Origin of the sequence: Myroides odoratus (assembly GCF_965118575.1) — a bacterium.
Classification (GTDB): domain Bacteria; phylum Bacteroidota; class Bacteroidia; order Flavobacteriales; family Flavobacteriaceae; genus Flavobacterium; species Flavobacterium odoratum_B.
The window spans coordinates 74,011-87,658 of sequence record NZ_CBCPHW010000001.1; the positions used below are offsets into that span (position 1 = coordinate 74,011).

Below are 13,648 nucleotides of genomic sequence, written 5' to 3' on the forward strand. Positions count from 1 at the left end.
TTCTTGGTTTTATGTGATTCAAAGGAGTAAAGAAGGCAATATAAGCAAGCCTAAATTTGCTTTTTTTTTACCTTTATTAAATTATTTTTTGACTTCTTTGTAGCGCAAAAAAAAAAGATTTAAGACCTAGAAAAATCAAATTTCAAACTCTTTTTTTAGCTAAAAAGAATGCGAGTTTCCTGTCTTTTTTGTTCAATTTATCGTCTTTATTTCCTCTAAAATTTACCTCAATTAAACTGAAAAATAAAAAATTAACAAGCTAATTCGGGCAGTAAAAAAGATCAAATTATATACTTTTTTCACTTAAAACCATTCGTATAAACTCTTCTTTTTTACTTGTATTAGCAAAATAAATCGTCTAGGAAAAAAATACAAAAATTACATTAATCAGCTGAATTACAAGGAACTAAGAGTTATCAACATCGTGAAATCGAAAAGAGGTTAAAGCGTTGATTATGAAGGAAAACTAAATGAACCGTTTTTGTTGATAAGTAAGGAAAGAATAGAATAACTATTTTTTGTTTAGTTGAAATAAATTACAATACAGAATAAAATCATCCCTGTGCAAATTTATTTTTAAAAATCTATGAGTTAGATATTCATACCCTATGAACCACTTATCAACAGAAATTCACATCTAAGTTATAATAAACAAGCTGTTGATAAAGGTTATTAACCGTGTTAATAAGTAGGTTATTTGCTTATTTTAAAGCTGTTTAAGAAATGATATTGTGTTAATAAGTTTTTATAAGTCAAAAAAGCAAATTATCGTTTAAAAGTTATTGTACATATTAACAAACAATATAATAGAGAAGTTTTTTTTTAATTTTAAAAATGATTTTATTACTATTATATATATTGTTGATAACGTTGATAAGTGTGAATTTCAATTTCTTTGTTCATTGAGATAAAAAGTGACTTTTTTTGATGGCTAATTTTTTTTCGAAGCGCTGTAGTTTGCGTATATTTTTTTCATTGCACATTCGTGCGTTTTACTGAAAAGAGAAGAGCTAGTAAATAGCAAATTGAGGGCTGTAATTTGTGTGTATTATTTTGACTTGGATCTAAGGTTGTTTAAGCCAATTTTAGAGGGATAATTTTAGAGCATTTATTTTTTGTAGTGTCCTATATTTTGCGTAAAAAAAAAGAATTGACTTCTGATCTTTTATATTGCAAATGTAGGGACTGAAATTTTTTTGATTCTATTTTTACAGGACACTGTATTTCGTGTAAACTTATTTGAGGTACGTTTGATTTGGTTTATTCAAACTACAAGATGATTTTTTTAATTTTAGCTGAAGTATTTTTTTTTGAAGGCCTGTATTTTCTTTAAAATAGTTTTTCTTCTTGTCTGGTCTTTGTAAGTAAATTGTAAAAGATTTTTTTTTGAAATTACAGAATAAATTTTTTGAGACGGTTTAAATTGCGAGTTAATTTTTTTAACGCATACTTTTTGCAAAGCCTTATATTTTGCTTACAGCGATTTTATTTTCCTTTGGCTTATTTTAGGCCAAATGTAGAGGCTTGTTTTTTTCTGTTTTTTTTTTTTTGAAGACCTACATTTTGCTTGAAGTAATTTTTTTATCTTTGAATTGGTTTTAATCAAAATAGAGGACACCCTAATTTTTTGGTTATTTTGTTTTTCAATGTCTCGTGTGTGTCTTTATTTAAGTTTATTTATTTTCAGTTGGTTTTACACAAAGCTCAAGGGGAAATAATTGTAGACTTTTTTTTGTACGGCTTGTATTTGTATTAAAAATTAATTTTTCCCAACAGAAGTGTTTTATTCGATCTACAGACGGTTGAAATTGGGTTGTAGGACTATGACTTTAGAAATAATGGAGAATAGTATTTTTAAAAAAATTAAGCGATCTAAATTACCAGGAGCTTATTTTAGGTGTCTGTATTTTGTGTATTTGATTTTATTTATAGTTTAATTTGATTTGAGCAAATTATAACGGGTAGTTTTTTTTAGTTGATTATTGCTTTACTTCTTTTACAAGGATCAAATTTGGGTTGTAAATTTTCAATTATTGCTTACTGATTTTTTAAAATCAGATTCTTCATTTGGCAATGTTTTTAGATTTCAGTGTATTACTGTTTTAATTTTCATCGTACCTTTGCAAAATATTTTTATTTTATATGGTAAGTTTTAATTACGAATTGGATTTTTCATTGACAAATGAAGAGAAGTATGAACAATGGATTGAAGCCATTATTACTTCTGAGAATTTTTTGGTTGGTGATATCAATTATATATTTTGTACAGATGAATACTTGCATGAAATCAATGTTAAGTATTTGGATCATGATACTTTAACAGATGTTATAAGTTTCGATTATACTGATAATCAATTAGTTAGTGGAGATATTTTTATTAGTATCGAACGTGTACAAGAAAATGCGACTGAGTTTTCTGTTCCTTTTGAAACGGAAATTTTGCGTGTTATGGCTCATGGCTTATTGCATTATTGTGGTTATAAGGATAAAGGGGAGCAAGAGGAAGCTTTGATGCGAAAAAAAGAAGAAGAAAAGATAAAAATGTTCCACGTGGAACAATAAATGATAGATTTTTATAAAAATGAGTATTTTTCAAGATAGATATGATGTAATTGTTGTTGGGGGTGGTCATGCCGGTTCAGAGGCTGCTGCTGCTGCTGCCAATATGGGATCAAAAACACTTTTGGTTACCATGAGCTTACAAAATATTGCGCAAATGTCATGTAATCCTGCTATGGGTGGAATTGCAAAAGGACAAATTGTTCGTGAAATTGACGCTTTAGGTGGATATTCGGGTATTGTCTCGGATCAAACGGCTATTCAATTTAAAATGTTGAATAAGTCCAAAGGGCCTGCGATGTGGTCCCCAAGGGTGCAGTCTGATCGGATGCGATTTTCCGAAACCTGGCGTTTAATGCTAGAAGGAACGCCTAATTTAGATTTTTACCAAGATATGGTAAAGTCTATTTTGGTGACAGATAATAAAATTGATGGTGTAGTTACTAGCTTGGGGCTTACTATAAAAGCGAAAACCGTTATTTTAACTAATGGAACTTTCTTAAATGGATTGATTCACATTGGTGAAAAACAGTTTGGTGGTGGTAGAGCAGGAGAGGGTGCTGCCTATGGTATAACGGAAGATTTAGTTAAGCTTGGTTTTACCTCAGGACGTATGAAAACGGGTACACCTCCACGTGTAGATGGTCGCTCTTTAGATTATTCTAAAATGGAAGTACAAGGCGGTGATATCAACCCGAGTAAGTTTTCATATATGGATGTTACGTCGCCTTTGAAGCAACAAAGAGACTGTTTTATGACCTATACTTCTTTGGAGGTACACGATTTATTGCGTGAAGGCTTTGATCGTTCTCCGATGTTTACAGGACGTATTAAGAGTCTTGGACCTCGTTATTGTCCTTCGATTGAAGATAAAATTAATCGATTTGCAGATAAAGAAAGACATCAGATTTTCGTTGAACCTGAAGGATGGAATACTTGCGAAATTTATGTCAATGGTTTCTCTACTTCTTTGCCAGAGGATATTCAATTTAAAGCTTTACGCGCTGTGGCTGGTTTTGAAAATGCAAAGATTTTTAGACCAGGTTATGCCATCGAGTATGATTACTTTCCACCTACACAATTAAGACATACTTTAGAAACTAAGTTAGTAGATGGTTTGTATTTTGCAGGTCAAATTAATGGAACAACGGGCTATGAAGAAGCAGCGGCACAAGGACTAATGGCTGGTATAAATGCACATTTAAAAGTGCATGAAAAGGAGCCTTTAATCCTTCGTAGAGACGAAGCTTATATTGGAGTTTTGATTGACGATTTGATTACAAAAGGAACGGATGAGCCTTATCGTATGTTTACTTCTCGTGCTGAATATCGTACTTTATTGCGTCAGGATAATGCCGATTTTCGTCTTACACCTCTGTCATATAAAATTGGATTAGCTTCGGAAGCACGTATGCGAAGAATGGAACACAAACGTATTGAATCAGAAAATTTCGTTCAATTTTTTAAAGAGACCAGCGTCAAAATGGAGGAAGCAAATCCAATATTAGAAGCAAAGAATTCTTCTTTAATGAATCAACCTGATAAGATGTTTAAGGTATTTTCTCGTCCTCAAATTGAATTAGAAGACATCCTTAAATTTGAAAAAGTAAAGGAGTATATCGCTGAAAAAAATATCGATCAGGAGGTAATTGAGCAAGCAGAAATTCAAGTAAAGTATTCGGGTTATATTGAGAAGGAGAGGAACAATGCAGATAAATTAACTCGGTTAGAAGATGTGAAAATTCCTGAGAATTTTGACTATGATAAGATTGTTTCACTGTCGTATGAGTCCCGCGAGAAGTTCAAAAAGATTCGCCCGATTACAATCTCTCAAGCGTCAAGAATCAGTGGTGTTACCCCTACAGATATATCGATTCTATTGATTCATATGGGTCGATAGAACTAAAGCATAAAAGTAAATAAGGATTGTTCCACGTGGAACAATCCTTATTTTTTTGTTTAGAGCTTCGAAATTAAAAAGCATCTTTTCAATGCTTTACAGGGTTAGTTAAAGTAATAGATGAAGTGAAAAAACACTTCAACTCTAGAAATAGGTACCAATACAGAGATACTAGGAAGCACCTTCTACTAAGCGAATACGCAATTGTTTTGAACATTAGAAGGAAACACTAGAAAATCCATTATGATCTTTTTAAGGGAATGACTTTAATTTGTAGATGAAGAAGGAAAGTGTTTTTTTGAGGATGCTCTAGGTGAAAATGAAACGGATAAAAAGTTTATTTGAATGTAAAAAGAGAAAGCAGAAAAGTAGAATTCAAAATTGGATTTCTACTTTTTTTTTGTAGAAATAGGAAAAAGAATTTAAAAATAAAATGAAAATAAAATAGGAATTGAAGGAAAGAAAATAGCCTTCTATTTTTGAAAATTAAATTAAATTTATATGCCATTTATTTCTCTGCTATTTTTAGATTTTGTTTGCAAAAAAAGTTATGCTTTACTTTTTTTTGTAAAAATAAAGGAAGCAAAAATTAAAATAAAAAGAGCCATCTAAATTGGATTTTTAGTTTAAAAAATGAAAAAATTAGGCATTTATTTTTGAGATGAAATTTTGAACAAGTAATTTTTCTTTTAGAAAAAGAGGAAAGAAATAAAATAAAAATAAACTTCTTTTAAATTAGAAACCTCAAAAAGATATTCTCAAAAAAATAAAAATACTTGAAAAGAAATTCATCGTATAAATTAAAAATTAAGGGGGCTAAAGAGTAAAAAAAAAGTATAAATTCTTCTATAAATTAAAAAAAAAGGAGCGGCTTTTGTTGGAATAAATTTTAAATTTGATGAATTGATTCTTTCTTTTTATTGATTAAAAAAGGAGATAAAATAAAAAATAGTTACTACTTTGTATCAAATGAAAAACATGGATTTTAATAAAGATGAAAAATTTTTAGATGTAAAGGATTTTACTGTTTCTCAAGAAGTGTTTTCTTTATACTATAATCGAACCTATGATTTGTTAATGACAGATCCAATTCCTACCAAGGAAGTTTTAGGAAACTATTATCAAAGCGAAAATTATATTTCACATACAGATGGCAAGCGAAATTTGTTTGAGCGAATCTATCAAGGAGTAAAAAAAGTAGCGTTGCGAAAAAAAGTAGATTTATTGTTTAAGCAAACCAAAACTGTAGGGGCTCTTTTAGACATAGGATGTGGAACGGGTGATTTTTTAGTTGAAGCAAAAAATAGAGGATGGACGGTTAATGGATATGAACCAAATGAAAAAGCGAGGGATTTAGCTAAAGAAAAAAAGTTGGATGTGGTAGATTATTTAAAGGAACTACCGGATCACAGTTTTGATGTTATTACACTTTGGCATGTTTTGGAACATATTCCAAACCTTCAAGAACAAATTATAGAATTAAATAGATTATTGAAACCAGATGGGAAATTGATCCTAGCAGTTCCAAATTATAAATCGTATGATGCACTTTATTACAAAGAGTATTGGGCGGCTTTTGATGTACCTCGACATATTTGGCATTTTTCTCAAAAGGCGATAGATCGTATTTTTACTCCATTTGATTTTAAAGTGGATGAACTTCAACCCATGTTGTTTGATAGTTTTTATGTGTCACTTTTATCAGAACAATATAAAACAGGAAAGAAAAATTGGATCAAAGCTTTTTTTATAGGTTTGCGTTCTAATGTAGAGGCAAGAAATTCGATGGAGTACTCTTCGTTAATTTATTGTTTATCAAAGAGGCTATAGGCAGTTAAAACGAAAGAAAAATGAAGTAAAATTCAATTTTAAAGCTTTTTAAGCTAGTTTTATCTTTCGTTGCATATTTAGATATAAATAAAAATAGATGTTTGCTTAAAATAGGTTTATAAAGGCCCTTTAAAATAGATTTTATTTATTATATTTAACTTTATTATAAATAATATTTATTGATAGATATATATTGAAATAATGTAGTAAACATTAAAACTTTTATTAATTTTACATGTTTTTAAAAAAATCAAAAATGAAAAAATGTATTTTCGTATTAGGATTAGCTGGGTTGTTATTTTCTTGTAACAATACTCCAACCACTGCTTCAACAGAATTTAAAACTGCGTATATTGATTCTTCTAAATTAATGACAGAATATCAAGAGGTAAAAGATATTGAATCAAAGTATAAAATTAAATCTGAAGAGAAAGGAAAAGAATTCGAAGGAGAAATTGCACAATTTCAAAGAGAAGTTCAAAGCTTTCAAACGAATGCTGCTCAAAAAGGGCAAGCTTGGGCACAACAAAGAAGTGGAGAGTTACAACGTAGAGAACAACAACTTCAAGCCAAACAGCAAACTATTTTTCAAGAACTGCAAGCTGAAAGCTCTAAAGAGATGGATTCTATCGTGAAAAAAGTAAAATCTCACATTTCTGACTATGCAAAGAAAAAGAATTTAGATTATGTATTTAATACAGAAGAAGCATCAACTGTAATTTACAGTAAAGAGCAGTATAATATTACTGAGGATATTATTAAAGAATTAAATGCAAAATATCAAGGTTCTTCAGCTGCTAAAACCGTAGATGGTAAAACAGCAACTACACCTGCAGTAAAAGAAGAAAAATAAGAATATTTAATTACATATATTATTCAAATAGTCCTAAGTTTTCTTAGGGCTATTTTTATTTTTAACCAATTTAAGTTTTTATCTTACCACAAAAAATGGAGAATTTTTCTAGAGAAGCAAAGTATGTTTTACAGTTTATAAATGAGACCAATCAGTCGATTTTTTTAACGGGAAAGGCCGGAACAGGTAAGACAACGTTGCTGAAAGAGATTGTAAATAGTACACACAAAAATACAGTTATTGTTGCTCCTACTGGAATTGCAGCTTTAAATGCAGGTGGCGTAACGATACACTCTTTTTTTCATTTTCCATTAGCTGCTTTTATTCCTGATGCTGTAAATCCACCTATATTTAGCGAATACGTTAAGTTTGAGAACCGCGTATCAATTAAAAAGCATTTTCGAATGAGCAATATGAGACGCTCGTTATTTCGAAATTTAGAATTGTTGGTTGTCGATGAAGTTAGTATGTTGCGTGCGGATGTATTAGATGCAATTGATTTTATGTTGCAAACTATCCGTCGAAATAACAAACCCTTTGGTGGTGTTCAGCTGTTGTTTATAGGTGATTTATTGCAGTTGCCTCCCGTTGTAAAAAACGAGGAATGGGACGTTTTAAAGCGATATTACAAGGGTTCTTATTTCTTTCATTCTACGGTCATTCAAGCAAATCCACCGTTGTATATTGAGTTAGATAAGGTTTATCGCCAATCCGATGATGCGTTTATTCAGATTTTAAATAATTTGAGAAATAATACGATTACACCTTTGGATTTGCAAGTACTTAACCAGTATGTGAATCCTACATTTGATCAAACTAAAGCGGAAGGTTTTATTACCCTGACTACACACAATGCCAAGGCAGATAGCATTAATTCTGATTCTTTAGAATCTTTGCAAGCCAAATCGTATCGTTTTCAAGCGGAAGTGGTTGGTGATTTTCCCTCATCCATTTATCCCATTGAAAATCAATTGCATTTAAAAGTTGGTGCACAGGTTATTTTTATAAAAAATGACTTGTCGTTTGAAAAGAAGTACTACAATGGAAAAATGGGACTTATTCACAAGTTAAGTCCAAGTGAGATTTTTGTTAAATTTCCAGAGGAAAATAAAATTATTGAAGTTGAACGCTACGAATGGCAAAACATTCGATATAAAGTAAATCCCAACACCAAAGAAATTGAAGAAGAACTGTTGGGAACCTTTACCCACTTTCCTTTAAAATTGGCTTGGGCGATAACGGTTCACAAAAGCCAAGGATTAACTTTTGAAAAAGCGATTTTAGACGTTTCTAAGGTGTTTTTGCCAGGTCAGGCTTATGTTGCTCTATCTCGATTGAAATCATTGAAAGGGCTAGTCTTATTATCACCCATTCAGATGAATGGCTTGCGCAATGACTATGATGTGATGCAGTACGCAAAACACAAGGCGGATAAGGATACTTTAGAAGAGGAAATTCTCAAGCAAACTTTGTTGTTTTTAGAAGAACAGTTAATTGAGGCTTTTTCGTGGAAAGGATTGAGTTTCAATTGGCGCAATCACCTGTTGTCTTATGGTCAAGAATCTGAACGCAGTAAAAAAGGGGAGTATAAAAGTTGGACTTTAAAAATTGTGCAGACCCTAGAAGAATTAGTAGTGTTTTCAGACAAATTTACGAGTCAATTGAGACATATTTTTCAACAAGACCCCGTCAATTTAGATTTTATAAAAGAACGAGTAGATAAAGCGTATTCCTATTTTTTCCCGACGTTAGATCACGTTGTTTTCGAGTTGTTATTTACCATGGCTCAAGTACGTGGAAAAAGACAGATGAAAGCTTTTTTTACAGAATTGGAAGAGTTAGAAGATCAAACTATTAAAACAGTGTTGAATTTAAAAAAAGCAAAACAAGTGGTAAATTTAGTTCTTCAAAACCAACGCATTACCAAGGAGAATTTGCGCAGTTTGGAAGTAGGAGAGTATCGAATTAATCACTTGACGCATATTGCTTCACTCTTGCGCACAAGTCGATTAGATTTAGAAGAGGATTATGATTTAATTGAGGACCTCAAAACAAAAGACAAAAAAGAGAAAAAGAAAAATACGTTTACAATTACCCATGACCTTTGGATGGAAGGGATGCGAATTGACGCTATTGCAGAAGAGCGAAAATTAACGCCTACGACCATTTTTTCGCATTTAGCCAAATTGATTGCCGACAACAAAATAGAATTACACGAAGTATTAGATCAAAGCAAAATAGACCGCTTAGCGCAAGTTTTTAATGAAAATGAAGGAAAATCTCTTTCTGAAATAAAAGCCGCTTCTACAAGCGAATTTACCTGGGAAGAATTGAAGTTATATCAACGAACAATACCAAATAGCGAAACCGATTAGTTTCGCTATTTTTTATGAATTAAACGGGTTAATTTTATAGATAAATCCGTAAATATCATTTTGCTGTTTCCATTGCGCTCAATGTGATAAATGGCATCTGATAATTCTTGGTAAATTTCTTCAATATTTGCCCCGTTGACAAAGGGTGCAAAATTTTCTAATTTGAATTTATCTACCGAAGTTTGGTAGTAAACTAAATTAGGCGATTGATAGTTGTATAATAAGGCTTGACGAAATAATTCAATGCAAAATTCTAAAAACTGTTTTTGTTGCTCTCTTCCCAAAGTAGCTAAATCTTCACTCCATTCAATTAAATCTTTAATGACAGCAGCATTGCCTTTTGCTCGAAAGGCTGCGCGTACCCAAGTGACAAATTTGGATTCAAAGTCAGAGGAATCGGCTGCATGAGAAACCAATTGCATGGCTTTGTTGTAATTACCCTGTGCTTGACGAGCAATTAAAATCGCCTGTTGTTTATCACAACTTTGAGTAGCTAGTAAAGCCTGTTCAATCTCAATGCTGTTTAAAGCATTAAAACGAAGCAATTGACAACGGGATAAAATAGTTTGTAGCAGAGCCTTTTCATTTTCAGCAATTAAAATGAATATCGTTTTAGCAGGCGGTTCTTCTAAAATTTTTAAAATTTTATTGGAGGCTTCCGTATTGAGTTTATCAGCCATCCAAATAATCATAATCTTATACCCCCCTTCATACGATTTTAGGGCTAATTTTTTTAAAATCTCCCCCGCTTCATCTACACCAATTTGACCTTGTTTATTTTGAATGTCAATATGGGTGTACCAATCAAAAAGACTCCCATAGGAATTGTGTTTGATAAAAGCTCGCCAGGATTCTGCAAATTTATCACTGGTGGGATGTTTTGTTACTTCGTTTGTAGTGGCTACGGGGTAAACAAAATGTAAATCAGGGTGCATTAAAGCATTAAATTTGATATTACAGCTTCCATTTCCACCTGTGTTTTCACCCCCTGTATTTTTACAAAGAAGATATTGTGCATAGGCAATAGCCATAGCTAATGTTCCTGTTCCTTCTTGTCCAATAAACAATTGAGCATGAGGAATTCTACCTGAGGTTGCACTTTGTATTAAGTGATTCTTAATATGGTTTTGACCAACAATTTCTGAAAATAACATAATGCAAATATAAAGGATTTCTTTGGGTATGAAGAAGTCTTGAAAAAGAAAACTTAACTTATCTGAATGAAGAATTTAATTGGTATTTGAAGTGAAAAGGTATCCAAGTTATTTAATATAATAATCAACAATAAACCTCTTTGAAATTTTAAAAAGATTTATATTTGCGTTAATCAGAACTTATTTTAGAAAAATACAATTATGAAAACGATTGATAATGTGAATTTTAAAAATAAAAAAGTATTAATTCGCGTTGATTTTAATGTGCCTTTAAACGAGGCTTTTGAGGTAACCGATACCAATCGGATTGAAGCCGCTAAACCAACGATTGACAAAGTAATTAAAGACGGTGGTGTAGCAATTTTAATGTCTCATCTGGGGCGTCCAAAAGGAGAAAAAAACGATACCTATTCTTTGCGTCACCTAGTAGCAAAAACAGAAGAAGTTTTAGGAGCTAAAATTACATTTGTTGAAGATTGTATTGGTGAAAAAGTAAATGAAGTGGTAGCAAATAGCCAGCCAGGTACAATTATCTTATTAGAAAACTTGCGCTTTTATGCGGAAGAAGAAAAGGGAGACGAACAATTTGCCGCTGAATTAGCTTCTATGGCTGATTTTTATATCAATGATGCTTTTGGAACCGCGCACCGCGCACATGCGTCTACAACAATTGTGGCTAAATTTTTCCCTAATGACAAATGCTTTGGTTATTTATTAGCGAAAGAAATTGAAAGTATAGATAAAGTTTTAAATAGTTCTGATAAACCAGTCACAGCTATCCTAGGAGGATCCAAAGTTTCATCTAAAATAACTATTATTGAACATATTTTGGATAAAGTCGATCACCTTATTATTGGTGGTGGAATGGCCTTTACTTTTGTGAAAGCACTGGGAGGAACGATTGGAAATTCAATCTGTGAAGATGATAAAATAGAGTTGGCTTTGCGTATTTTGGAGCAAGCAAAGAGCAAAAATGTTCAAATTCACTTGCCTATTGATGTAGTTGCCGCAGATGCTTTTGCGCCTGATGCCAATACAAAAATAGTAGATGTAAAAGAAATTCCTGCTGGATGGCAAGGACTTGATGTCGGACCTGAAACTTTAGCTAGTTTGAAAAATGTCATCTTGGATTCAAAAATTATCCTTTGGAATGGACCTTTAGGTGTTTTTGAGATGGATAAGTTTGCAAATGGAACAATTGAATTAGGCAATTTTATTGCAGAAGCAACTCAAAAAGGAGCCTTCTCTTTAGTTGGAGGAGGAGATTCTGTCGCAGCTGTAAAACAATTTGGTTTAGCTTCAAAGATGAGTTATGTATCTACCGGAGGTGGTGCTATGTTAGAAATGTTAGAAGGACAAATATTGCCTGGTATCAAAGCAATACAAGAATAATACAAGTTAGGGTATAGCTACAGCACGTAACTATACCCTATTTCAAATTAAATAATTATGAAGTACAAAGGAGTAGCGTTATCCCTCTTTAGCCTATTATCTTTAACCTTAAGTGCACAAGTACAATCAGAAGGAATTGAATTAAGTAGCAAAGAATTAGATCCACAAGTTTATTTGGATTCTATTAAAGCAAGTTTTATCAATCACTCTACTAGCGAACGTATCGAAAAACTTTGGCTAGATGAATTGATTAATCAAGATTTGTTCGAAGAGATGAATGAAGATTTGACGGGAGATGAATTGTTTACCGAAGATGATCTTGAATGGAATGGTCTCACCACAGAAGTGCTAAAACAAAGATTAGCCTTGTTAAATGAAAAAACGCCATTTAACGTGGAATACAACGAATCTTTAGAGCGATTGATCAAATCGTTTTTGAAGAAGAGAAAAAAGTCTTTTGAGCGCTTATTAGGCCTGTCAGAATACTATTTTCCAATGTTTGAAGAACAATTAGCTAAGAATAATATTCCGTTGGAAGTGAAGTATTTAGCAATTGTCGAATCCGCTCTAAATCCCAAGGCCATTTCACATATGGGAGCTACTGGATTGTGGCAATTTATGTATGGAACGGGAAAACAGTATAATTTAGAAGTTTCTTCATTTAAGGATGATCGCGTTGACCCGCTAAAATCATCGGAAGCGGCGGCTAAATTTTTAGGAGATTTATATAAGATTTTTGGTGATTGGGATTTGGTTTTAGCGTCTTATAATGCTGGACCTGGTAATGTTTCAAAAGCGATTAGACGATCAAATGGTTTGACCAATTATTGGAATATCCGCCCTAATTTACCCCGCGAAACGCAAAACTATTTGCCTGCTTTTTATGCCACCATGTATATCTTTGAATATGCCAAAGAACATGGCATAAAAGCGAATGTAAATAGTTCATTTAAATTGGTTCAAACTGATACAATTGCCGTAAAGCGAATGCTGTCTTTTGATCAAATTTCTAAATTATTAGATGTAAGTCAAGAAGAATTAGAATTTTTGAACCCAACCTATAAATTAAAAGTAATTCCTTATTCTTCTACTGAATTAAATTTTGTGCGTTTACCTTTAGATAAAGCAGGATTATTGGTGTCAAACGAACAAAAAATTTATGCGTATGTCGATTTTGAGGCAAATCAAAAAGAGAAACCAAATTACGATATTGCCATCGCACAGACTTCTGGAGTTCGCAATAAATATCATACAATTAAAAAAGGAGAGAGCGTAGGTGTTATCGCAAAGAAGTATGGTATTTCAGTTGTTGAATTGAAGCGAATGAACAATATGAAAACGAATGTTATTTATCCAGGTAAAAAATTGGTTATTGGTAAATCAACGGTAGCACAAGCCTCTACCAATGGGTATTATGTGGTGAAAAAAGGAGACTCTCTTTATTCAATTAGCAAGAACTTGCCAGGAGTAACTATTTCTAAATTAAAAGCGTTAAATAATATGGGTGAAGATGCTATGCTATTGCCTGGAATGAAGTTGAAAATTAACTAAGGAATCATTTGAAATACGGTTTAATTTATATCGT

General features: G+C 32.0%; 8 protein-coding genes. 7 read left to right on the forward strand and 1 reads right to left on the reverse strand.

The window, feature by feature from the left end:
• Positions 1-2,142: 2,142 nt before the first annotated feature.
• The 5 genes from ybeY (at position 2,143) to ACMHJ2_RS00395 (ending at position 9,517) form a co-directional block, all read left to right on the forward strand.
• A complete protein-coding gene (gene ybeY / locus ACMHJ2_RS00375) occupies positions 2,143-2,562 on the forward strand; it encodes an rRNA maturation RNase YbeY (RefSeq protein WP_413510977.1) in 420 nt (139 codons plus the stop codon).
• Positions 2,563-2,581: 19 nt separating this feature from the next.
• Positions 2,582-4,459 carry a tRNA uridine-5-carboxymethylaminomethyl(34) synthesis enzyme MnmG gene (mnmG, locus tag ACMHJ2_RS00380; protein ID WP_413510978.1) on the forward strand — a complete coding sequence of 626 codons (1,878 nt, stop codon included), beginning with the start codon at positions 2,582-2,584 and terminating at the stop codon, positions 4,457-4,459.
• A gap of 978 nt (positions 4,460-5,437) precedes the next feature.
• Positions 5,438-6,289, forward strand: coding sequence for a class I SAM-dependent methyltransferase (locus ACMHJ2_RS00385; RefSeq protein ID WP_413510979.1), 852 nt, complete (start codon positions 5,438-5,440; stop codon positions 6,287-6,289).
• A 256-nt stretch (positions 6,290-6,545) separates the two neighbouring features.
• On the forward strand, positions 6,546-7,142 hold the full coding sequence (locus ACMHJ2_RS00390) for an OmpH family outer membrane protein (protein ID WP_413510980.1): 597 nt from the start codon (positions 6,546-6,548) through the stop codon (positions 7,140-7,142).
• A gap of 95 nt (positions 7,143-7,237) precedes the next feature.
• Entirely contained in the window at positions 7,238-9,517 is a 2,280-nt protein-coding gene (locus tag ACMHJ2_RS00395) for a helix-turn-helix domain-containing protein (RefSeq protein ID WP_413510981.1), read from the forward strand.
• A gap of 5 nt (positions 9,518-9,522) precedes the next feature.
• Here the strand turns inward: ACMHJ2_RS00395 and ACMHJ2_RS00400 are convergent, their stop codons facing one another.
• On the reverse strand, positions 9,523-10,671 hold the full coding sequence (locus ACMHJ2_RS00400; RefSeq protein ID WP_413510982.1) for an ATP-binding protein: 1,149 nt from the start codon (positions 10,669-10,671) through the stop codon (positions 9,523-9,525).
• A 201-nt stretch (positions 10,672-10,872) separates the two neighbouring features.
• Between ACMHJ2_RS00400 and ACMHJ2_RS00405 the strand changes: the two genes are divergently transcribed.
• A complete protein-coding gene (locus ACMHJ2_RS00405) occupies positions 10,873-12,063 on the forward strand; it encodes a phosphoglycerate kinase (protein ID WP_413510983.1) in 1,191 nt (396 codons plus the stop codon).
• Positions 12,064-12,120: 57 nt separating this feature from the next.
• Complete coding sequence (locus ACMHJ2_RS00410; RefSeq protein WP_413510984.1) at positions 12,121-13,614, forward strand: transglycosylase SLT domain-containing protein; 1,494 nt, start codon at positions 12,121-12,123, stop codon at positions 13,612-13,614.
• The last annotated feature ends 34 nt before the right edge of the window (positions 13,615-13,648 follow it).